This window comes from Pseudoalteromonas distincta (genome assembly GCF_005877035.1).
GTDB lineage: Bacteria > Pseudomonadota > Gammaproteobacteria > Enterobacterales > Alteromonadaceae > Pseudoalteromonas > Pseudoalteromonas distincta.
Genome location: NZ_CP040559.1, coordinates 320,622 through 343,101 on the forward strand (window position 1 = coordinate 320,622; position 22,480 = coordinate 343,101).

The following is a 22,480-nucleotide window of genomic DNA, read 5'->3' on the forward strand; positions in this document are numbered from 1 at the left end:
GTTACTTTGTAAAAGTTGATTGGCGGCTTAAATTGGCCAATCAACTTCGTTTAAGTTATCGAGTTGTGTACTTGCATTTTCATTACCTTGCCATTTATTAGTGTAAACAGCGTGCGGGTCAAACTGTAACGTTTGTTTTTCAATATTAAAGTGCCTACCACCACGCGGATCTACGCCTACACCTGCTATATATTGCCAATTACCCCAATTAGCGGCTACATCGTAATCAATCAGTTGCTGTTCAAAATAAGCTGCGCCGTATCGCCAATCAAGGCCAAGCTCGTTTACTAAGCAGCTTGCTGCAATTTGCCTTGCTCTATTTGATATATAACCCGTAGCATTAAGCTCATTCATAATGGCATTGACTAATGGGTAGGGTGTTGAGCCATTACACCACGTAGCAAAGCGGTTTGGCATAAATGTAGTAAGGGGTTTTGTTTGCTTTTGGCCTTTAAAGCTAAACAGGCTTTTACCTGCCTTAAGTGCATGCCATTTAAAATACTCTCGCCATAGCAATTCAAATTTAATCCAGTAAGTAGACTCGTTTGTTATTTGACTATGTTCGTACGCCTCAACTGCTTTATAAACTTGCCGCGCACTTACACAACCTAAAGCAAGCCAGGTACTAAATTTTGTGGTGTTATTAAAGCCATCAAGCTCGTTTCGAGTTATTTTATAAGTACTTGGTAGTAAACCTGAAAAGTATTGCTTTAAATGTGTTTGCGCACTTTTAAACCCGCCATGCATTACGCCATTATTTGCTATACGCTCTAAAGGTTTTTTAGCGCACAAGGTTATTGGCTGAGGGAGCAAACCGTTTGGTAATGTTGAAAGTGAAATGGGGCTAGTGGCGGCCTCTACCTTTTTACGAAACGGGGTAAAGTGTTTAGGTAATTCGCTTAAATCAAACGGTAGGTCACTTTGTTTAAAGAGCGTGTCTTGCTGCGCCCCTGTAAACTGTACATTGGGGCAATGTGCTTTGAGTAAGTTTATTTGGCGTTGCTCGTACAGGCCAAATTGCTCGCTGTATACAACTTCATCTATATTTTGCTCATTAATACGCGCTTTCAAAAGCGATACAGGTTCGCCTTCAAGCACATGCAGGGTTTGCCCGCGCTCAATAAGTGCTTGTTGTAGTTCGTACAAGCTTTGCATTAAAAACTGCTGTTTGTGCACGCCATATGGCTTTTGTTGGTAGTTATTATTTTTAAACCAGTGTGGGTTTATAACAAATACAATATCTAGTGCGCACTGCTGCGACACAAGGTCACTAAAAATAGCATTGCCGGTTAGACGTAAATCGTTTTGTAGCCAATATAAAATACGTTTGCTCATAGGTTTGCTCAGGTTTTTAAACTCTAAAGCTTTACGAAGCAAAAGCGGGTAGGGATTAGTTTTGAGGTGTTTAAGAGGGTTTTAAAAAGAGGCGGCAAATAATACCGCCTCCTTGAATGTTAAATAGCCGATTTTTGTTTTTCTATCCAATCGTTTATTACGTCTTCTAATACTTCCATAGGCAGCGAGCCTTGACCTATAACGGTGTCGTGAAAGCTGCGAATATCGAACTTAGCACCTAGCTCTTTTTCAGCTTTTGCGCGCAGTTCGCGTATTTTTATTTCGCCCATTTTGTACGAAAGCGCTTGGCCTGGCCATGATATATAACGATCTATTTGATCCTCCACCGCACTTTGTGGCAAAGCAGTGTGATCTGCCAAGTAGTCAATAGCCTTTTGGCGGCTCCAACCAAACGCATGAATACCGGTATCAACAACAAGCCTCACTGCACGCCACATTTCGTAGCCTAAACGACCAAAGTCGCTGTACGGGCTTTGATAAAAGCCGGCTTCTTTACCTAAGCGTTCGGTGTATAGTGCCCAACCTTCTCCAAATGCAGAGTGGCTAAGTGTGCGTCTAAATTCGGGTACATCTAACTCCATTGCAATAGCGTTTTGTAAATGATGCCCTGGTATTGCCTCGTGCAGGCTAAGTGCTTCTAAATTATATAAAGGCTGTAGTTTAGGTGTTGAGGCTAAAAAATAAGTGCCGGGGGAGCGGTTATCAGCAGGTGGCATATAAAACGCGCCGCGACTCGCTGAGCCTTTAATAGTAAAGGTATTACGCGGTAAATGATTAAAGTAGGTTGGTAACTTGCCATACATTTTTTGCGTAATAAAAGCGGTTTTTTCTAGCAAGTCTTGCGCGTCTGTTGCGTAAAATTGCTCATCGGTTGCTAAAAATTCTAAAAAATCGCTGTATGTGCCATCAAAACCTACTTTATCAATAATGTTTTGCATCTGCGCTTTAATACGCGCGACTTCTTTAAGGCCTAGTTCGTGTATTTGCTTTGGTGTGGCGTTTGTTGTGGTGTAGTAATTAACTGCATATTTGTAATAATCAAGCCCGCCTTTAACGCTTGCAATACCCGGCTGCGCTCTACAGTTAGGCATGTAATCGTTTTCAAAAAAGTCGTAAAAATGCTGATAAGCAGGGACTACTTTTGAGCTGATTAAGGCCTTAGCTTTATTTTGGTATGTGGCCTTTTGCTCTGCTGTAAACGTGTTTGGTATACGTGTAAAGGGCTCGTAAAGGGCACTTTTTTCAGGTTGCTTAACAATTTGCGTGCTAATGCTTTGGCTGTAATTTTCAAAGGTTTTGCAGTAATGAGTAAAGCCTGTTTTTATACCCTCTTTCATTAAATCAATATTTTGCTGATTAAAGCGCGGGTAGTCGGCAAGGCTGATTAAAAATGCGTTGTAATCGTCGGGTGTTAAAAATGCCATATTAGCGGGGGCTTCGGCAAAATAAGTATGCCAGCCACTTAAAAAATTAACCGGAAAATACTTATCTTGATAAAGGTAGCTTTGCTGCTCGGTTTCTCGCTCATATTTAAATAAGCGGTAGTTCATTAGCTGCTCGTTGTTGAGCGTTTTTGGGTCAATGCTGGCTAAGCTTTTTAGCACGCTGTTGTTATAAGCTTGGCGCTTTGCAATGGCTTGCTCGCTCCAATTTGGCAAAGTACCGTTTGGCTTCCAGCCGTCTGGATCGGTACGAAAAAATATTTTTTCAGCTTTGGCGTTTTGCCAGTGGTTATCAATAATGGTTTTTAATTCAGTGTTACTGTCGGCTAAGCTTGGTAGCGATACAACCGCTAAGCATATAGCTAGAATACTTTTTTTAAACATAGTCATCCGTTATTGGCGAGTTTGTTATTATTTATCGCGCTTTTTTATTTTAATTTGTGCTCAATATAGTACCAAGTTAACTTAATCAATGCGCTTACTTTTATAGCTTGTAACTCTTGGTTTTACTTTTTGATTGAACAAATTTCACTGCGTAACTGATTGGCGTACTAGTTTATTGTTTTATCAGCGTTTAGAATGATTAAAACTTATTATAAAAAATGACCGTCATGTTTAATAAAGTAATTACCTTAATTGATGAAGCAAATAACCAAGACCCTAATACTGAGCAGCACAATGGACAAAGCTTTCCAAAAGAAAGTTTATACGCCTTGCGCATGAGCGAAATGTTAACTCGTTTTAAACCAGATGCCGATGAACTCATGCAAATTGCAGTGCGTGCACAGCATATTCAGCGTTGGAAGTCGCCACGTAGTGATTTTGAAATGAACAAACAGGGCTATCATCAGTGGCGCAGTGCACTTTATATATTTCATGCTAGCAGCGTGGTTGCGCTCATGAAGCAAGCTGGTTACAGCGAGGCTGAGCAAAACCGAGTGTACGATGCGGTCGCTAAAAAAAATATTAAACGTAACCCAGACAGCCAATTAGTAGAAGATGTAGCAAGCCTTGTATTTATTGAGCATTATATGCTTGGGTTTGCCAATGCAAAACCAGATTACAATGAAGAAAAATGGATTGGTATTATTCGCCGTACATGGCAAAAAATGTCAGATGAAGCCCATGAGTTTGTACTTGCAGGTAATATTACATTGCCCGGGCCGCTTGTTGGGCTTATTCATAAAGCACTTGAGTAAAGTAGTGTAAGTTAAGTATTAAAATAAAAAGGATTTTTAGAATGTTATGCCCACGTACAAATACCTCTCTTGAACCTTTACTTGTTGGCGGCATTACTGTTTTTACGTCAGCGCAAGGCGGCGTATTTTTTGATAACAGCCAAATTTTTAAATTTAGCTCGCCAGAGCTAAAGCATGGTCAGGTATTACTTAAGTATTTGAGTAATTATACCGAAGGTGAGGGCGAAGTCTCATCGCGAGTAAATTGCCCTAAATGCCCAAGTATTGTGATGATGCGCCGGTATTTTTCGCCGCTCAAAGTGGTTGAAATAGACGAATGCCCAGGTTGTTCAGGCATATGGCTTGATAGCGGCGAGCTGGCAAAAATACACGAAAACCATTTAACCCCCCGAGAGCGAAAGCTGTTAGCCCACGAAATGGCAACCAATCATGGGTTTATAACTATTAAGCCGCCAAAATCAAAGTATTACCCCAAAGCGCCTAAAAATGTTCAAGACACCACAGTTGAACGGCTGGTGCAATTAGCATTACTTAATTTTCAGTAATAAAAAACGGCGTACTAAAAAGTACGCCGTTTTTCTGTAATAGATTAACGCTTATGCAGTTTATTTATTACGGTTTTCTTTTGCAAAGGCACGTATTTTACGTTTTTGCGAAAGCGTTACTTTATTCGTACGCCCTGCAAATGGGTTATCACCTTCTCTAAATTCAATTTTGATTGGGGTGCCCATAATTTTAAGTGCTTTACGGTAATAGTTCATCAGGTAGCGTTTGTAGCTATCTGGTAAATCGTGAACTTGGTTACCATGAATTACAATACGTGGCGGGTTATAACCACCGGCATGCGCATATTTAAGCTTAACACGACGACCACGAACAAGTGGCGGCTGGTGATCGGCTTGAGCCATGTCCATAATACGGCGAAGCATTGCGGTGCTAATACGCTTAGTTGCTGACTCGTACGCTTCATCAACCGATTCAAACAAATGACCAACACCTGTACCGTGAAGTGCAGATATAAAGTGTAAGCGTGCAAAGTCAATAAAGCCTAAACGGCGATCAAGCTCTGTTTTAATACGATCTTTTACGTAGTCGTCAAGGCCATCCCATTTATTAACGGCAATAACCAGCGAACGACCTGAGTTAAGCGCAAAACCTAATAAGCTTAAGTCTTGATCAGAAATACCATCGCGCGCATCCACAACAAGTAAAACCACGTTACAATCTTCGATTGCTTGTAGTGTTTTAATTACTGAGAACTTTTCAACTACGTCACTTACTTTTTTACGCTTACGAACACCGGCTGTGTCAATTAACACATACTCTTTGTCGTTACGCGTCATTGGAATATAAATAGAATCGCGCGTTGTACCTGGCATATCATATACAATTACACGATCTTCACCCAATATACGGTTTGTAAGTGTTGACTTACCAACGTTAGGGCGACCAATAATAGCAAGCTTTACAGGCTTGTCTGCGAACGCTTGATGATCGGTATCATTACCTTCGCCTTCTTCGTAAAGGTCGATTAGTTCTTCGTCATCACCTGTTACTTCTTCATCTTGAGCAGCTAGTTCAGCAATAAGCGGCTGAAGTGTTTGTTCAAGTAATAGGGTAATACCACGGCCATGTGCAGCTGCAATATGATGTATTTCACCTAATGATAATTGGTAAAATTCAGCACAGTTTGAATCTGCATCTATGCCGTCGGTTTTGTTGGCAACAACAAAGCACTTTTTCTCTTGTTTACGCAAGTGATTAGCAATGGCTTGGTCAGCTACGGTCATACCTACACGAGCATCTACTAAAAACAGAACAATGTCGGCTTCTTCAATGGCTAGCAGAGATTGATCTGCCATTTCGATTTCGATGCCTTCTTCTGAGCCATCAATACCACCCGTGTCTACCACGATAAATTCATAGCCATCGTAACTAGCTTGGCCATATTTTCTATCTCGTGTTAAACCTGGAAAATCGGCTACGAGTGCATCACGAGTACGTGTTAAACGGTTAAATAATGTGGACTTGCCCACATTGGGTCGCCCAACTAGAGCGATCACGGGAAGCATAAACTACCTCTTTAAAAAACAACAAAAGGCTTCGCAGTGCGAAGCCTTAAAAAAACCATATGACTATTAGTAACTTAGTTTGGTATTTTTACCATACTAACTTCACCATCACGGGTGTATAAAATTAGCTTATCGTCGGCAACAACTGGCTCAACAAAAAAGCCTGAGCTGTCAAAGTCTTCGCGAGATACTAGCTCGCCAGTTTCTTTATTTAGCCAATGTAGGTTACCTTCTTGGTCGCCTAAAGCTAAGTGGCTACCTGCAACTGCAGGGCCTGTTAGGTACCAACCACGTAGAGCGGGTTGGCTCCAACGTTCAATACCTGAATTTTTATCTAATGCGTAAATAACACCATCACTATCTACTAAATAAATTGTTTGTGCATCCATCGCAATTTCGCGGTAGCTGCTGTACTCACGTTTCCACACTACGTTGCCAGAGCGAATATCTACAGCAGCTAAGTTGCCGTTGTAAGCTATAGCATAAGCGTATGGACCGCTAATAAGTGGTTGAGTGTCTACGTCAACAAGGCGTTCAAATTCTGATGCGCCTTTAGCAACCGCAATTTCTGCGCTCCATGCTGAGTAACCACTGTCTGAAATCAAAACGCTTAGCTTGCCTGTTTCAAGACCTACTAATACACCACCGTTAGCAACAGTTGGCGAGCTTTGCCCGCGTAATGTTAGTGGTGGAACTTCTTGTTCAAAACTCCAACGCTCTTCGCCCGTATCTGGGTGAAGGGCTAACAATTTACCAGAGCCTAAATTTACAAATATTAAGCCATCGCCTGCTGTCGGTTTAGACAGTGATTCGCCTGGTACATTTTTACGCCAAACTTCTTCACCGGTTTCGCGATCAAGAGCAATAATAAAGCCGTGTTCAGAACCTATATAAATTTTACCATAGGCTTGCAAAATACCACCTGATAATTTTGCATTACCGTTGTCAGCCCATGGCCAAAACGATAAATCTTGGCGTACATCGGTTTCCCATTTTACGTCACCGTTAGTAAGCGAAAGCGCTTCTACCTGACCTTCACGGCTGGCAACATATACAGTATCTTTGTAAACAGCTGGTGTTAAACGAGAAAAGTAATGCTCTACGCCATCACCTACAGATTCTTGCCAAACAACGTCAGTTTCAAATTGGTTTACAATTTCAGGAAGTACTAGTTCATCTTCATCATCACTTGATGAACAACCCATCAGTGTTGCCATACATAGGGCAAGGGCTGCTGTTGTAAATTTTTTCATACCTAAAACCTTATGCCGCTGGGCTAGTTACTGCTAGGTCATCTAACTTAATTTGTAATAGTGGGTTACTTGTTAATCCACCCGCATCTATTGCTGCTTGGTATGCAGTACGTGCTTGATCTTTGTTACCTTGCTGTGTGTAAATGTCGCCTTTAAGCTCGGCAACGTTTGCATTGAATGCTTCAGGTAATGGTGCATTTAATGTAGTTAATGCATCGTCATAGTTAGTTTGTGCAATTTGAATTCGCGCTAAACGTGTAATCGCAATTGCTTTTAATTCTGTATTTTCAGTATTAGACACTATCCAGCTTAGCTTTTCGCTTGCTACGTCTAATTTTTTTGCTTCTACAGCGTCTTTTGCAGCAACAAATGCAGCAAGTGTTGCGTAGTTTGTATCTTTATTTTCGCTAATAAACGCATCAGCTGAAGATAATACATCATCACTTTCAACAAGCGCTGTATATGAATCTGATGCTTTTTCAGCGGTAGTAATTTGGTTTTGGTTATATGCTTTCCAGCCATATAAGCCACCAAGGCCAACAAGTATGCCTAGTGCAAGTGAAATGCCGTTTTCACGGAAAAAGCGTTTAATGGCTTCTGCTTGTTGTTCTTCTGTTGAATAAATATCCATTCTTACCTCTAATGTTCGCTTAGCCGTTAATAAGCTCAGCTAATAGCGCTTTAGCTTGTTCTAATTCTAATGTGACTTGTTCTTTACGCTCGCGTAAATACTTGATGGTCACAACGCCTTTTTCTAATTCATCTTCACCAATAATCACTGCAACAAGTGCATCGCTTTTATCAGCACGTTTTAATTGTTTTTTAAAGTTGCCGCCGCCCGCATGCACCATAACGCGTAAACCTGGTACGTCTTTACGTAGTTGCGCTGCAATTGCAGGAGCTTGAATGCTTGCTTTGTCGCCCATTGCTGCTAAATATACATCAGCATTACGACGAATGTCACCTACACACTCAAGCGCTTGTAGTAATAACACTAAGCGCTCTAGACCCATTGCAAAACCAACTGCTGGCGTTGCTTTGCCGCCAAGCTGTTCAACTAAGCCGTCGTAACGACCACCAGCACATACTGTGCCTTGTGCGCCTAAGCTGTCGGTTACCCATTCAAATACGGTACGGTTGTAGTAGTCTAAACCACGTACTAACTTTTCATTAACCGTATATGAGACGCCAGCAGCGTCTAAACGTTCACATAAATTTTCAAAATGTTCTTTTGATTCAGCGTCTAAGTTTTCAGACAATTTAGGCGCATCAGTTAAAATTGCTTGTACATCTGTGTTTTTGCTATCAAGTACGCGTAATGGATTTGAATACATACGACGTTTTGAGTCTTCATCAAGCACGTCAATATGTTGCTCAAGGTAGGCTACTAACGCATCACGGTAATCTGCACGCGCTTCGTTAGACCCTAAAGAATTTAGCTCTAAACGAACGTGGTCAGTAATACCAAAGGCTTCCCATAGTTGCGCTGTTAATAAAATAACTTCTGCGTCTATGTCGGCTGTGGCAATACCAAATGTTTCTAACCCAAATTGGTGAAACTGACGGTAACGACCTTTTTGCGGACGCTCGTGACGAAACATTGGACCCATGTACCAAAGGCGTTGTTCTTGGTTATATAGTAAGCCATTTTGGTTGCCAGCACGTACGCATACTGCGGTGCCTTCTGGGCGAAGTGTTAATAAATCGCCATTGCGATCGGCAAAGGTGTACATTTCTTTTTCTACTATATCGGTAACTTCACCAATAGAGCGTTTAAATAAGTCGGTTGATTCTACAATAGGAAAACGAATTTCTTGATAACCGAACGATGCTACTGTCTCGCGTAAAATGCTTTCTACTTTCTGCCAAACTTGTGTATCGCCCGGCAGACAATCGTTCATACCGCGAACTGCCTGAATTTGTTTTGCCACTGATAAATCCTAAATGCTGTTTATGTGTAATAAAAAATGCTTACACAACAAGAATGCTAAAAATTGACCTGTTATTATAGCGTTTTGGTCATAAAGGTAAACGCCAAACAGCGTGGTTTGGCGCTTTATACGGTATTTATTCGACTATTTTAATATCGATAGGTGTTTGCTGCTCTTTTTGAGCAATAAAGTCGCGCACGTAGCCTTCGAGCTGGTCAACAATATTGTTGTTGTCAATACGCGCTTTTTGGCGCTCACCATTAATGTATAAACCTGAGCGACGGTTTGCACCGGCAAGGCCTATATCACTAACGAGTGCTTCACCTGGGCCGTTTACAACACAGCCAATTACCGAAACCGATACAGGCTCAATAATATCTTCAAGGCGCTCTTCTAGCTGGTTCATGGTGCTTACTACATCAAACTCTTGACGAGAACAGCTTGGGCAGGCAATAAAGTTAATACCGCGCGAACGTATGCGCAGCGATTTTAAAATATCAAAACCTACTTTAATTTCTTGAACAGGGTCAGCTGCAAGCGACACTCGCAGTGTATCGCCAATACCTTCGGCAAGTAGCATACCTAAACCTACGGCTGATTTAACCGAGCCAGATCGCATGCCGCCCGCTTCGGTAATACCTAAATGCAGTGGTTGGTCTATTTCTTTAGCGAGTAAGCGATAGGCGCCTACCGCTAAAAATACGTCTGATGCTTTTACCGATATTTTAAATTGGTCAAAATCAAGGCGGCGTAATATATCTACATGGCGCATTGCTGATTCTAATAAGGCTTCAGGTGTAGGCTCGCCGTATTTTTCTTGTAAGTCGCGCTCAAGTGAGCCGCCATTTACACCTATACGAATAGGAATGTTATGCTCGCGAGCAGAATCGACCACAGCTCTTATACGCTCTTCGCTACCTATATTACCTGGGTTTATGCGCAGACAATCTACGCCGTACTTTGCCACTTTTAAGGCTATACGGTAATCAAAGTGAATATCGGCTACTAGCGGAATAGTCACTTGTTCTTTAATACTTTTAAACGCTTCAGCTGCGTCCATAGTCGGTACTGATACACGCACTATGTCGGCACCTGCATCTTGTATTGCCTGAATTTGTGCAACGGTTGCATCAACATCCATGGTGTCGGTGTTGGTCATTGATTGCACAGCAATAGGGGCGCCGTCACCAATAGGGACGTTACCTACATTGATACGGGTGGATTTTCTGCGTTTAATTGGGGATTCTGAAAACATAGCGACTACTCTGCTAGTGGTAATGTAAATTTGGCTAAACGGTTTTTAGGAAATGCAGAAACATCTACAGGTTCGCCGTTTAAAGTAATGTCTACAGCGTCATGCTTACCAAGCACAACTGAAAAAGGAGGCGTTCCGCTTACGGTCATAATGTAGCCTGCTTTTTTAACGCCGAATGCTATTTTTTCGCCTTCGCCATCGTAAATTTCAACCCAACTTTCGCCGTTAAAGTTCATAACAATTGTACTGCTAGCATCTTCTTGGCTTTCGTTGTTAGATGTAATAGGAGCCGTTTCTGTAACAGCTTCTGAGCTTGTTGATGTTTCAAGCGTATCTTTTGATTCTAATAGTGATTCGTCGTTAATTTCGGCTTGTTGCTGTTGCTGTAAAATACTGGGTTGAGCTGCTTGTCGTTCACTCATTATTGAGTTGGCAACGTTTATTTTACTGGTTTGCTCTTCAATGGGGGTGGCGTTTTGCCAAAACCATAAAGCAGATGAGCCAATAACAATCGCTAAAATTAAATAACTAAAAAACATTAAACGGCTGTCGCTTGCTTCTTTTTCTGTTCGGCGCGAAAAGCTTTGCATATTAGCGGGCTTGGTCGGCTCTGGTGGAGCCGGCATCATTGCTAATATAGGTGCGCTATCGACTTTTAATTCACGGCAATAATTTTTTATATAGCCTTTAACAAAAGTGATAGGGCCTAGTAACGCAAATTCATCATTTTCAAGGCGTTTAATTTGAAGTTCAGATAGCTTTAACGGTGCAGCGATAGTTGCGATGCTAACGTTTGCTTGCTCTCTATGATTTTTTAGTATTTGGCCTACAGTTGGCTGTTCGCTCTGTGTTTGCGTATTTTCTTCATTCATAATGTGTATGAGTCTGGATCCACTAGTAAAAGTCTGTGCCCTGGTTTTAATGCTATATCAGGACTTAATTTATTCCATCGCATTAATTCATCAATTAATACATGCCGCTGGGTAGCTATATCGTAAAGGGAATCACCAGCTTTAATTTCGTAATAAATATTAGGATCGTTTAGGTATATTTTACTTCCATTCATTACCCGATCCGACTCTTTTAAACCATTCCATTGCAGGAGTTTTTGTAGTTTAACATTGTATCGCACCGAAATGCTAAATAGGTTTTCGCCAACAGCAATTACATGAAATGGCACGCGTAAAGGCGATACTTTAGGATTAAGCATTGGAAGCTCAGTTTTTTGCACTGCTTCGTAGCTTTTAAATTCAATATCAGCATTATTTTGATAGTTGCTGTTTTCAAAAACGGTTGTATTTTTAGTCGCTTCGTAGAATACCACGTCACTACTGTTTTTTTTATTTGTAACTGCAGGTGCAGAATTACTGTAGTTACTAGTTTGCTGCGAATTAAACTGGCCTGTTTTAGGTGCGCCAAACGAGATTATTGTTACCTCGTCATCGGCTTTAGCCGGTTGTTTTGTTGCTATAACTTCTTTTTTAGTTTCTAAAACGGGTTGCGCTTTTTCAGGCGCTGCTACTATAGAATCTGCAGAGTCGTGCTCAGTAGTAAGTGCAAGCATAACAGCCGATGTATCGGTAGGATTGCTTGGCGCGACGACTTTAGGAGCCTCTTCTTTTTGGGTCGTTACTTGTTTTGCTATTACGGTTGCTTCGTCGGCTTGCGTACTGAGCGTATTTGGCAATGCTTGAGCTTGCTTTTCTCTTGCTATAACTGGATTTACATCTTGGTTATTTGCTGTTGCGAGCTTTTTATCTGTTTTTTGCTCGTTGTTTGTTACCAAGCTTGTTGACCCGTCCTCTGGCGAACGTTTCTTTCTAATAACTTTTATTTTTGGTTTTGAACTAACATGCGCGCCGCTTGCGTCATTTTTTAGTTCTTTTAACTGCGCTTTACGGTATTTTTCTCGCAGTATTTCAAACTCATTAAAACGTGTTCTTTTCTCTTTTAACGCATAGGCTTCGTTGCTGGTAGAGTAAGTTTGCAAAATAGTGTTTGAAATTTTTTCAGCTTCTTCAATTCTGCCCATTCGGTTTTTTACAAGATAGCTAAGCATTAATGCGCGAGAAGATACTCGGCCCGTACTTTCATAGCGTTTTAAAAGTTCACTGGCTTTGTATAAGTCACTTTTTGCGTAATACAGTGCGGCTAAGCTAATTAATGTAGATGTACGCTGAGAGCTGTGATTAAGTGCCTGTTGAAAGTAGCTTTCTGCATTTTCAAAATCATCAAATTCAATAGCACATAAGGCTAAATTTTCGTAGCTTTCGGCAACGCGAATATAACTTGGTACTTCAATAGCTTTTAAAAATTGATCAGTTGCACGATCGTATTCATCAATACCACATAAAAACACACCGTAGTTATTGAGGGTGTTAGGATCGTCTGGCTTGATTTCAAGTGCTTTTTGGTAGGCTTTATCAGCTAGCGGGTTTTCGCCCACTTGTTGGTAGTAATAAGCAAGAGAGTAATGTACTTCAGGTAGGTCAGGAGCAAATGCTGCTGCACGTTCTAAATTGTATTTGGCTTGAGAATTATTACCCGTTTTTAAATACTGTAGGGCTAAAGCAATTCGTGTTCGTGCTGCACCAGTATTATTAACTTTATTTTCGACGACGGGTTTATTACTGCCGTTATAACTACTTTCGCTCACACAGCCACTTAGGGCAAGTGTTGATAGTGTTATAGCAAGTATAGATCGCATTACCTTATCTCTTTATTTTTAGTCCATGTCGCCTATCTTACCTAAAAGCTTTACTCTTGCATCATTTATTTAAAAATAAACAACTTAACAGCCTTATATGGTTTATTCATATAAGGCTGTTACAGATTATGCTTGGTGGATATTAACGGCAATCGCGTTATCGTCACGGATTTTCTTTTTAGCTAAGCGTTTAGTACGGTCAACTACGTCACCGACTAACTGACCGCAAGCGGCGTCAATATCATCACCGCGAGTACGGCGCACAATACAGGTAACACCTGCAGCTTGTAGTACTTTTGAAAAGCGGTCGATACGGCTATTACTTGAGCGTGTGTACTCGTTACCCGGGAACGGGTTAAACGGAATAAGGTTTACCTTAGACGGTGTGCCTTTTAACGTTTGTACTAATGCATGCGCTTGGTCAGTGCTGTCGTTAATGCCATTAAGCATAACGTATTCAACAGTTACGTCTTTATTAGCTTTTGAACCGTCGATATAACGACGACACGCCGCTAAAAACTCTTCAATAGGGTACTTTTTATTAACCGGCACTAAAATGTCACGCAGTGCGTTATCTGGTGCATGCAATGAAATAGCCAGTGCTACGTCAATTTTTTCTTTTAGTAAATCAAGAGCTGGTACAACGCCTGAAGTACTTAATGTTACGCGGCGCTTAGATAAACCAAAGCCCCAATCGTCCATCATTAGTTCCATTGCTGGCACTACGTTTTTAAGATTAAGTAAAGGCTCGCCCATACCCATCATTACAACATTAGTCACTGGGCGCTTTTCGCTATGACCATCAAGGCCTATATCTTTAGCTACACGCCAAACTTGGCCAATAATTTCAGATACTTTTAAGTTACGGTTAAAGCCTTGTTGAGCAGTAGAACAAAAAGTACATTCAAGCGCACAACCCACTTGTGATGATACACATAACGTAGCGCGCTCTTTTTCAGGGATCCAAACGGCTTCTACTTCTTGGCCGCCTTCAAGAATAAGCGCGTACTTAATAGTCCCGTCGCTTGCTTGTTGGCGAACTGTTATTTCTGGCGCTACAATTTCGCACTCAGCTTTAAGCTTTTCTTTAAGCTTTTTATTTACGTTAGTCATTTCGTCGAAGTTATCTACGCCAAAATGATAAATCCATTTCATCACCTGGTCACTACGAAACGGCTTTTCACCGAACGATGCAAATAGCTCGCGCATTGCATCTCGGTTTAAATCTAATAAGTTAATCTTTTTTTGCTCGGTCATGAAACAACCTCAATCGGTGACGGTGGAGATAAAAATTTACGAGGACGAATTGTACACAATTCACTCACTTTAATCATTAAGTAAAATATCAAAAAATGCACTTATGGATACTTTGCGTAATGACTAAAAAAGGGCCCGAAAGCCCTTTTCATTTTGTTAACGAATTCGAATTAACGAGTACGTGAACAAAGCTCTTCGTCAGCGAAGAAGTACGCGATTTCGCGAGCAGCAGATTCAACAGCATCAGAACCGTGAACAGCGTTTTCGTCGATGCTATCAGCGTAGTCTGCACGTAAAGTGCCAGCTAGTGCTTCAGCAGGGTTAGTAGCACCCATGATTTCACGGTTTTTAAGAACAGCGTTTTCGCCTTCAAGAACTGTAACCATTACTGGACCAGATGTCATGAAAGATACTAAAGCGCCAAAGAAAGGACGTTCGCTATGTTCTGCGTAGAAACCTTCAGCTTTCTCTTGTGAAAGGTGAACCATTTTAGCTGCAACGATTTTAAGGCCAGCAGTTTCGAAACGGTTGTAGATAGCGCCAATGTGGTTTTTAGCAACTGCATCAGGTTTTACGATTGAGAAAGTACGCTCTAAAGCCATCTTTATGCTCCAATAATTTTAAGTAAAAGTGTGAATATTAACGGGCGCGAATTATACGCGTTTTAAGTGAAAAATCCTAATTTTATTAAAAACCAGTTTGATTGCTGTTTTATGATCTCGATCAAATTTAAATTATTAGCCATATTTATACTGCTGCGCTTGTGTTTATGTATTTTTCAATAACACCAATTTCACTGGATTAATGCTTAATTTTTCAATCAAATTGGTAAAACTCATGCAACTGGTTTAAACCCAGTTCGATGTATGGAGCGCACATGTTACCCGTTATTTCTTCAATGCCTTTTATTCCTGAATTATTATGCCCCGCAGGCAGTTTAAAAAACATGCGCTACGCGTTTGCTTATGGCGCAGATGCGGTTTATGCGGGGCAGCCTCGTTATAGTTTGCGTGTGCGTAATAATGAGTTTGACCTAGAGACCCTGCAAATAGGCATTAGTGAGGCGCATGCGCAAAATAAAAAGTTTTATGTGGTGTCTAATATTGCGCCGCATAACGCTAAAGTTAAATCGTATTTACGTGATATAGAGCCAGTTATTGCGATGCAGCCCGATGCGCTGATTATGTCAGACCCTGGTTTAATTATGCTTGTTCGTGAAAAATGGCCTGCGATGCCCATTCACTTATCAGTACAGGCGAATGCGGTCAATTACGCGAGTGTACAATTTTGGGCAAAGCAGGGGATCGAACGGGTTATTTTATCAAGAGAGCTGTCGCTCGAAGAAATAACCGAAATACGCACACTCTGCCCAGACACCGAACTTGAAGTATTTGTTCATGGCGCACTGTGTATGGCGTATTCGGGGCGTTGTTTGCTCTCTGGTTACATAAATAAGCGCGATCCAAATCAAGGCACATGTACTAATGCATGTCGCTGGGATTACGATGTAAAACCTGGTGTTGAGAACGAAACTGGCGAAATGGTACATAAAATTGACCCCAAACAGGTGATTCCTACATTGGGTGAAGGCGCGCCAAGCAACGATGTATTTATTCTTGAGGAACAAGGTCGCCCTGGTGAGTATATGCCTGCGTTTGAGGATGAACACGGCACGTATATTATGAATTCCAAAGATTTACGCGCTGTGCAATACGTAGAGCAGTTAACAAAAATGGGTGTACATAGTTTAAAAATAGAAGGGCGTACTAAGTCATTTTATTATGTGGCGCGCACTGCACAAGCTTATCGTAAAGCAATAGACGATGCGGCTTCGGGTAAACCATTTGATACTAGCTTATTTAAAACATTAGAGAACTTAGCGCATCGTGGTTATACCGAAGGCTTTTTAAAACGCCATGCCCACCAAGATTATCAAAACTATGAATACGGTCACTCTGTATCAACTAAGCAGCAATTTGTGGGTGAAGTACTTGGGCGCTGCGAAAATGGATTAGTTGAAATAGACGTTAAAAATAAATTTTGTACTGGTCACTCTTTAGAGCTTATGACACCAAAAGGTAACATTACTTTTACGCTTGAATATATGGAAAACAAAAGAGGCAAAAGTATTAGCGATGCTAAAGGTTCTGGTCACATTGTAAAAATCCCGCTAGATGAGGGCATTAATTTAGATCACGCTATTTTAATGCGTAATCTAGAAGCGCACCAAGATACCCGTAATCCATTCAAAGAGGTCAGTTAGGATCCACTCTAATAACTGCTCAAAGCTATTTTATTAAATAGAGTGACGCTGAGCAGTTATATCTTCATCTGCTATTTTTTAAATACCATTTATGGAATTTATCTTATCATTAATGCTTATTTATAAAATTTTAAAAGCGAATATAATGGATATTCGTACTTAACACGTGTTGTTAAATCGCTCCTCACTGTTACCCCATTACTTTTTAAAGGAATCATTTTTGTATGTGGATAATTTTTGCATTACTCGCAACCGTTTTTTTTGGTGCTCGAGGAGTGTTGTATCAATGGACGTCGCAGAAAAAGATTAACCGTAACTTATTATTATTCGGTGTATTTTTTGTAGGATTTGTTATTAGTGCGCTAGGTACTGTGGTATTTGAACATACATGGTATGGCTGGGCAGACATTACGGTTGGGCTAGCGTTAGGTTTTGGCTCTTTTGCTGCTAATGGTTTGTTGCATAAGGGGTTTTCGGTTGGTAAAGCGTCTTTAATTAGTATTTTATCGGGATTGACGCCTTTGTTTGTCCTTTTATTTGCTTTTTTATTGTGGCAGGAGACCTTAACAACAATTCAATTAATTGGCTTTTTCATTATTTTTGGTGGCCTTTATATCATTCGTTATTCAAGCGATATTTCGTTGAACAACCTACAAGGTGCGCAATGGGGATTACTCGCTGCACTTGCCTTTGCATTTAATGATTTAATGGGTAAGCAATCAACACTTCTTGAGGCCGATACGTTTGCAACGCTAACGTCTATGTTTGGTTTTGGTAGTTTTCTTTTTGCTGTTAGTTGGTTAGTAAAGCGTAAAAAAATGCTAGCAGAGCAAGGCACTTCTCAAGGGTATTGGTCTGCGAGTAAAACATTTTCATACGGGTTACTGATTGGATTAACAAACGTGGCAGGTATGGTGGCAATAATATCGGCTTTTGCAATTGGTAATACAGGGCTCGTTTCGGCAATTTCAGGGATGAACATTTTAATTATTTTATTGTACTCACGCATCATCCTAAAAGAGTCTTTTACACGCCAAGAAGTGATAGGATTAGCAACAGCATTTTTAGGTGTAATTGTACTTAGGCTTAGTTTTTAAACGTTTAAAGCTTTCTTTTTAAAAGCATACATTGCTACTTTTCGTTGAAGTGTTGCAATGTATGCTCTATTAATAGTCGTACCCGATAAGGTACTTGTTTTCTGTCGCGATAAAGCATAGAAAATGGCTGCTCTTTACTTTGCCAGTCAGGAAGAATACGTTTAAGCTCCCCGGCTTCAATAAGAGGCAATGCTATATAATCAGGAATGTAGCTAATGCCCACACCAGACTCAACGGCTTGTTTCATCATTTGAATTTCATCAACTTCTAACCGGACATGCGTGTTTGGATTAAAACTGTATTCTTCGCTCGTTTGCTGATTTTTTAACTGCCACGGGACTAGCCCAACGCACGTAACTTTTGGGTGTTCTTCTAATTGCTCCGGATGAGTGATGGATTGATGAGCATAGTTTGGGTGAGCACACAGCAGGTTATGAGTAAGCTTAAGTTCTCTAATAACCCAATTATCGATGGCTGGGTTTCTTACTCTAAACGCGATATCAATCCCTTCTTTTTCAATATCAATAAGATTATTTGAAAAGCGTAAATCTAATTGAATATCGGGATATTGCAGTAAAAACTCACAAAAAATTGCACTTAAAAAGTGTTTACCCATGTAAATGGGTGCAGAGATCCTAATTTTCCCTTTAGGTTGGTCTTTCTCATCACAAAGTGCTTGCTCAATACACTCTACTTCGTCAAATAACTTGCAGTAGCGGTCGTAATATAATTCGCCAGTATGCGTAAGTGTTACCCGATGAGCATCTCGATTTAGTAACGTTAATTGCAGAGCTTGCTCTAATAAACGTATTCTACGGCTTAAAGTTGATAGTGACATACCAAGGTTTATGGATGCTTTTTTAAAGCTACCTAGTTTTACTATGGTGCAAAAGTAACGTAAATCATCAAGAGAATAACTAGCTGCCATCAGAACTACTTTATTATTTAGGAGGTAGACAATATTAACAGCGGCACTTTAAAATTTCATTAGAGATTAAAAGTAGAGAAGACCGAGGTTTTTATTGATAAAGATCAACAAAGAAAAAGTTAATAAAATGCATAATTTAACGCTGTTAATCATATTATTTAAAATAAAGCAGTAAATGTTCTATTTTTTCTTTTATAGGATTTTAATTGAAAAGGCTAAAAAATGGCTCTACTCATAAATAGTAAATGCATTAACTGCGATAGTTATAAGGTTTTCAATTAAAGTCTTTAAAAACAGTCTGTTACTTTGTTGTGCTATGGCTTGTGCTACGACTTTACGTAACTCGTTAACACTAAGCTAGTATCTTAAAAACAGTCTTAAAAGGCAAATTGTATTAACTGAATAGTTGAAAACTTTAGACTTATAGAGTCTTTGAATCTTATATTTATGTTTTGTAGGTTAAAGAATTAATTTGGAAAAGAGAATTGAGAGTTAATAAAAGCAAAACTTAGATTTTTCTTTTTTATGACACAACTATAAAGTGCCTTTTAGGGATCTTTAAGCTGCATTTTGGGTTTTAAAGTGACTTATTGGTCACTTTAGCTATAGTCGGCTATACCCAAGAAGTTTTCTATTGCTTTAACTTAATCTACCTTCTTTGTTTGTTTAATAAGCCTAATTAATATTACGGTCAGCACAGTAGCCGGTAACAACCATATAAAGTCGCTCATTTCTACACCTTAACATTTGAAGTTATACTCTAACCTTAATGCTTTTGATGTGTTTTGCAAATTTACGTCTCTTATCTTATTACCTTTCAATTTTTCTCCTCACTTATGCCTAGTTAGTTTTAGGACAAATTAACGAGGAAAAGTCATGAAAGACCAAAAATCGCCGTTTATTCGCCAATATGTACGCGCTAGTAGATCACCGTGGGATGACAGCTCTACAATTTTGCTACTAGCTGATGTTGTTGATAAGCAAACACTAGAACTAGGTTTCACCAATTACGTTTATTTACACCGAGATAGCGTGGGGTGTGTGCTGGGTATTAGTATTTCTCAACAGTTACTAGCTGCTAATCCTGAGTTCTCGGAGAGGTATTTGGAAGGTATTGAGATGTATGCTTTTTTACTCATACATATTGAAGACATAACAAACTTTTGCAGCTTGTTTAGTGCAGAATTTGAGCAGCTATTTATGCTAAAACCCAACGTATATTTTGCAGCTGCAGAAGACAGTTGGTTACGGTTAATAGAAAGCTCATAAACTCTGGCGAGCCTTTAGGCTCGCTTTTTAGTTTTAAAGATTCTGATCCAATTGTGTTTTAAATAAATAATTTAAACTCACAAAAAAAGTCACTATTTCTCCCTAAGAGTGCCTATTTATAAATAACCTCATAATAAGGGGAGTAAGTAATTATTAACGGATAATAATTATCAAAATTAATTTACGATAAGGAAATTCTATGACTTGCAGATATACCTCTACTCTAGACATTATCACCCTGTTAGAAGATGTCAAAACGGTTGTAAGGGATAACGATCATAAAATAAACAAACTCATGCTAAGTGCAGATAACCCTAACTTTAAAGGCTTTTGGGCTATTGTAGAGCCTCAAGTTTTTAATAAAAAACATCTTAATTATCGTGGCGTAAAATTGTTGATGTATAAATTAATGATTTGTTTAATAAACGATGTACACCAACCCGTACCAGCATATCCTGATTACGATGACGAGTTTTATGAAGAGCCAGAGCAAGCATTTAGTGATGCGCCAGAAGAGCGCTTTGATTCAGTTTTTGATAGTAAGTTCGAGGATGAATTTGAAGACGACTATAAAAATGATATTGAAAATGAATTTGTTGACGAGTTTGAACAAGATCGTATTGATCGTAATATCCAAGATTCAATAAACAGTCTTCTAAATAAATAATAAAGGACAAATATAAGTTATTTTAATAATAAAATAACTGCCTAATCATTACCCCTAAAATATGCCATGAGTCATTATTTGCAGGCTCACTACTTAAGCTGAAAACTGGTTTAAGCAGCTCAATCTCATTAATAGAGATTACACCTCTAGGGGAAGGCGTGACGCAAATATAGCGCCTTGTTATTACTTCACAAAAGCGTGTTTTTAATAATAATGTTGGCAAGGCTTTAAATAGGCCAAAAGCAAAGGGGGAATGGATTACTATCCATTCCCCCTTTGCTTATCTATCGTTTATTGATAAAACATTTCATTAATTTCTTCACATAATTTAGTGCGGAAAATAATAGACGAGTGAAGTAATTCAGCATCGCTTTCACTGAGAAGTGGTGCTCGTGTCTTCTTGTCAAAACGTTGCGGCATTTCCTCAAATAACTGTTCGTGGAGTCGCTTAATGTCATCAAAAATTTTGACTGATTGGGAGAATAAAAAAATCTTACTGTAATCGCCCTTTTTTAAAGACGACAAATATTTTAGTAAAATGGCCTGTCGTGCAGTTTTGTTTTTAAAAGAGTGTTCCACCTCAATAGCGACTATTGAGCCATCAGGAAGTAGCACAGCGCCATCCACAGTTCGTGTATCAGATAGGTTATTGATACGTTTAAATTCAGGCTCGGTAATAAACCCATTCCACATTGGTGCGTACGTTTCATCACTGTGGTAATTATGTATACCGCGCAGCATGACAAATGCATTAATCAGGTTATGCATTACATTGTTTTGATTGAACTGCAGAGCAGGGTTTCTATTCGCTCTAAAATGTATATCGATGCCCATTAACTCCTCTGCAAATTTGGCTGCAGTGTAGGTAGGTACATAGACTCGACCGTCTGGGCTTCGGTGTGTTTTTACCACCCGCAAAAAACCATCGTTTTCTAGCCGGTTTAAATGCTCTAAAGCTAACCGATGATTGATGGCATATAACCAACGAACAATGCCTGGGGTAATAATGGAAAATCGAATCGCGATTAATACGGTCAACCTAGTTCGGTTAACCCCTTTTTGATGATTGTTTGCGCCTGGATAATACCGCATATCAATATCAAAATAGCGAGGGTAGTGAGTGAGGAGTAGGTTGTTCGTTTCTAAATCTTTTGATGGTTTCTGAGTCAATTCAAAAGTCCTTTTGATGAGTTAATTAGTAAAATTAACTAGCACCGCAACACAAAAATTATCATCATTTTATAATTACATTGCCGTTTTTCATTCCGAGATGCTCTGACAGCATGCACGGAAACATTGTCGCGATAATTATCGCAACAAAAGCCGCTTTCAGCGGATGGTCTCTCAACTTCGTTGTTTAACCATAGGGACTAAAACGCCCGCCAGCTCTGGTGTTGCTCCGCAACGAGCTGACTCGACGCGCTATCGCGCTAGCGTTGTAGACCCAGCGCGAATGTACGAGCTACGCTCCGTACTAACCGCCATACTGCCGCTTCAGACAATGCGATGGGTGCCCCATTATCCGCATTTTTCTTCGCTTTTATTTTCTGACGAAAATAGATGGTTCGATATCAATTTGTGCCAAATTAATATCGAATTTCGCTGATGCGAAACATTATCGCGGTTAGTACAGACCAGCCTGTACATTCGCGCTGTCTCCATGTGTCTACGGCTTCGCCTACGCCACATTACGCGCTTGTTGGCCTCATTCTGAGGCGCTATTTTTGCAGTTTGTCGTGCCGAAAAATGCGTTTTAAAAAACCTGTCTTGCAGACAAAAGCCGC

Annotated in this window: 19 protein-coding genes; 6 read left to right on the forward strand and 13 right to left on the reverse strand. The window is 39.9% G+C overall.

The genetic code is table 11. The features are described 5' to 3' along the window. Positions 1–27: 27 nt before the first annotated feature. Positions 28–1,335: a DASH family cryptochrome gene (locus FFU37_RS18150; protein WP_138490217.1), complete on the reverse strand. Its 1,308-nt coding sequence runs from the start codon at positions 1,333–1,335 to the stop codon at positions 28–30. 119 nt (positions 1,336–1,454) lie between these two features. After that, a complete protein-coding gene (locus FFU37_RS18155) occupies positions 1,455–3,182 on the reverse strand; it encodes a DUF885 domain-containing protein (protein WP_138490218.1) in 1,728 nt (575 codons plus the stop codon). Positions 3,183–3,409: 227 nt separating this feature from the next. Between FFU37_RS18155 and FFU37_RS18160 the strand changes: the two genes are divergently transcribed. Further along, a complete protein-coding gene (locus FFU37_RS18160) occupies positions 3,410–3,997 on the forward strand; it encodes a DUF4202 domain-containing protein (protein WP_138490219.1) in 588 nt (195 codons plus the stop codon). A gap of 41 nt (positions 3,998–4,038) precedes the next feature. Next, positions 4,039–4,542 (forward strand): TFIIB-type zinc ribbon-containing protein, encoded by a 504-nt coding sequence (locus tag FFU37_RS18165; RefSeq protein ID WP_138490220.1) that lies wholly within the window; start codon positions 4,039–4,041, stop codon positions 4,540–4,542. 60 nt (positions 4,543–4,602) lie between these two features. Here the strand turns inward: FFU37_RS18165 and der are convergent, their stop codons facing one another. The 9 genes from der to ndk all read right to left on the reverse strand — a co-directional run bounded on the left by der (position 4,603) and on the right by ndk (position 15,074). Next, a complete protein-coding gene (gene der / locus FFU37_RS18170) occupies positions 4,603–6,069 on the reverse strand; it encodes a ribosome biogenesis GTPase Der (RefSeq protein ID WP_138490221.1) in 1,467 nt (488 codons plus the stop codon). Positions 6,070–6,143: 74 nt separating this feature from the next. Next, positions 6,144–7,322: an outer membrane protein assembly factor BamB gene (gene bamB, locus FFU37_RS18175; protein ID WP_138490222.1), complete on the reverse strand. Its 1,179-nt coding sequence runs from the start codon at positions 7,320–7,322 to the stop codon at positions 6,144–6,146. Positions 7,323–7,332: 10 nt separating this feature from the next. Beyond that, positions 7,333–7,953, reverse strand: a complete 621-nt coding sequence (locus FFU37_RS18180) for a YfgM family protein (RefSeq protein ID WP_002961300.1) — start codon at positions 7,951–7,953, stop codon at positions 7,333–7,335. 19 nt (positions 7,954–7,972) lie between these two features. Then, the gene (hisS, locus tag FFU37_RS18185; RefSeq protein WP_138490223.1) at positions 7,973–9,253 is read right to left on the reverse strand and encodes a histidine--tRNA ligase; all 1,281 of its coding nucleotides are present in this window, start codon (positions 9,251–9,253) and stop codon (positions 7,973–7,975) included. 136 nt (positions 9,254–9,389) lie between these two features. Continuing rightward, entirely contained in the window at positions 9,390–10,508 is a 1,119-nt protein-coding gene (gene ispG / locus FFU37_RS18190; protein WP_002961295.1) for a flavodoxin-dependent (E)-4-hydroxy-3-methylbut-2-enyl-diphosphate synthase, read from the reverse strand. 5 nt (positions 10,509–10,513) lie between these two features. Continuing rightward, a complete protein-coding gene (locus FFU37_RS18195) occupies positions 10,514–11,380 on the reverse strand; it encodes a RodZ domain-containing protein (RefSeq protein ID WP_002961292.1) in 867 nt (288 codons plus the stop codon). After that, on the reverse strand, positions 11,377–13,215 hold the full coding sequence (gene pilW, locus FFU37_RS18200; protein ID WP_138490224.1) for a type IV pilus biogenesis/stability protein PilW: 1,839 nt from the start codon (positions 13,213–13,215) through the stop codon (positions 11,377–11,379). The genes FFU37_RS18195 and pilW overlap by 4 nt, the downstream gene beginning before the upstream one ends. 126 nt (positions 13,216–13,341) lie before the next feature. After that, a complete protein-coding gene (rlmN, locus tag FFU37_RS18205; protein WP_002961289.1) occupies positions 13,342–14,472 on the reverse strand; it encodes a dual-specificity RNA methyltransferase RlmN in 1,131 nt (376 codons plus the stop codon). A 170-nt stretch (positions 14,473–14,642) separates the two neighbouring features. Then, positions 14,643–15,074, reverse strand: coding sequence for a nucleoside-diphosphate kinase (ndk, locus tag FFU37_RS18210; RefSeq protein ID WP_002961288.1), 432 nt, complete (start codon positions 15,072–15,074; stop codon positions 14,643–14,645). A 275-nt stretch (positions 15,075–15,349) separates the two neighbouring features. Between ndk and trhP the strand changes: the two genes are divergently transcribed. Together trhP and FFU37_RS18220 are read left to right on the forward strand one after the other, a co-directional pair. After that, positions 15,350–16,735: a prephenate-dependent tRNA uridine(34) hydroxylase TrhP gene (gene trhP, locus FFU37_RS18215; RefSeq protein WP_138490225.1), complete on the forward strand. Its 1,386-nt coding sequence runs from the start codon at positions 15,350–15,352 to the stop codon at positions 16,733–16,735. A gap of 224 nt (positions 16,736–16,959) precedes the next feature. Then, a complete protein-coding gene (locus tag FFU37_RS18220; RefSeq protein WP_138490226.1) occupies positions 16,960–17,832 on the forward strand; it encodes an EamA family transporter in 873 nt (290 codons plus the stop codon). A gap of 34 nt (positions 17,833–17,866) precedes the next feature. Here FFU37_RS18220 and FFU37_RS18225 read toward each other — a convergent pair whose 3' ends face one another. Beyond that, positions 17,867–18,760 carry a LysR family transcriptional regulator gene (locus FFU37_RS18225; protein ID WP_138490227.1) on the reverse strand — a complete coding sequence of 298 codons (894 nt, stop codon included), beginning with the start codon at positions 18,758–18,760 and terminating at the stop codon, positions 17,867–17,869. Between the two features lie 876 nt (positions 18,761–19,636). On the opposite strand from FFU37_RS18225, the gene FFU37_RS18230 reads away from it, so the two are divergent. Both FFU37_RS18230 and FFU37_RS18235 read left to right on the forward strand, forming a co-directional pair. After that, a complete protein-coding gene (locus tag FFU37_RS18230) occupies positions 19,637–20,029 on the forward strand; it encodes a hypothetical protein (protein WP_039488745.1) in 393 nt (130 codons plus the stop codon). Positions 20,030–20,228: 199 nt separating this feature from the next. Beyond that, on the forward strand, positions 20,229–20,696 hold the full coding sequence (locus FFU37_RS18235) for a hypothetical protein (RefSeq protein ID WP_238719445.1): 468 nt from the start codon (positions 20,229–20,231) through the stop codon (positions 20,694–20,696). A 291-nt stretch (positions 20,697–20,987) separates the two neighbouring features. Here FFU37_RS18235 and FFU37_RS18240 read toward each other — a convergent pair whose 3' ends face one another. Then, positions 20,988–21,866 carry a hypothetical protein gene (locus FFU37_RS18240; RefSeq protein WP_039488743.1) on the reverse strand — a complete coding sequence of 293 codons (879 nt, stop codon included), beginning with the start codon at positions 21,864–21,866 and terminating at the stop codon, positions 20,988–20,990. Between the last annotated feature and the right edge of the window lie 614 nt (positions 21,867–22,480).

Coding starts and splice junctions, on each gene's coding strand:
- FFU37_RS18150 (WP_138490217.1), bottom strand. CDS start 1,335: ATGAGCAAACGTATTTTATATTGGCTACAAAACGATTTACGTCTAACC.
- FFU37_RS18155 (WP_138490218.1), bottom strand. CDS start 3,182: ATGTTTAAAAAAAGTATTCTAGCTATATGCTTAGCGGTTGTATCGCTA.
- FFU37_RS18160 (WP_138490219.1), top strand. CDS start 3,410: ATGTTTAATAAAGTAATTACCTTAATTGATGAAGCAAATAACCAAGAC.
- FFU37_RS18165 (WP_138490220.1), top strand. CDS start 4,039: ATGTTATGCCCACGTACAAATACCTCTCTTGAACCTTTACTTGTTGGC.
- der (WP_138490221.1), bottom strand. CDS start 6,069: ATGCTTCCCGTGATCGCTCTAGTTGGGCGACCCAATGTGGGCAAGTCC.
- bamB (WP_138490222.1), bottom strand. CDS start 7,322: ATGAAAAAATTTACAACAGCAGCCCTTGCCCTATGTATGGCAACACTG.
- FFU37_RS18180 (WP_002961300.1), bottom strand. CDS start 7,953: ATGGATATTTATTCAACAGAAGAACAACAAGCAGAAGCCATTAAACGC.
- ispG (WP_002961295.1), bottom strand. CDS start 10,508: ATGTTTTCAGAATCCCCAATTAAACGCAGAAAATCCACCCGTATCAAT.
- FFU37_RS18195 (WP_002961292.1), bottom strand. CDS start 11,380: ATGAATGAAGAAAATACGCAAACACAGAGCGAACAGCCAACTGTAGGC.
- pilW (WP_138490224.1), bottom strand. CDS start 13,215: ATGCGATCTATACTTGCTATAACACTATCAACACTTGCCCTAAGTGGC.
- rlmN (WP_002961289.1), bottom strand. CDS start 14,472: ATGACCGAGCAAAAAAAGATTAACTTATTAGATTTAAACCGAGATGCA.
- ndk (WP_002961288.1), bottom strand. CDS start 15,074: ATGGCTTTAGAGCGTACTTTCTCAATCGTAAAACCTGATGCAGTTGCT.
- trhP (WP_138490225.1), top strand. CDS start 15,350: ATGTTACCCGTTATTTCTTCAATGCCTTTTATTCCTGAATTATTATGC.
- FFU37_RS18220 (WP_138490226.1), top strand. CDS start 16,960: ATGTGGATAATTTTTGCATTACTCGCAACCGTTTTTTTTGGTGCTCGA.
- FFU37_RS18225 (WP_138490227.1), bottom strand. CDS start 18,760: ATGGCAGCTAGTTATTCTCTTGATGATTTACGTTACTTTTGCACCATA.
- FFU37_RS18230 (WP_039488745.1), top strand. CDS start 19,637: ATGAAAGACCAAAAATCGCCGTTTATTCGCCAATATGTACGCGCTAGT.
- FFU37_RS18235 (WP_238719445.1), top strand. CDS start 20,229: ATGACTTGCAGATATACCTCTACTCTAGACATTATCACCCTGTTAGAA.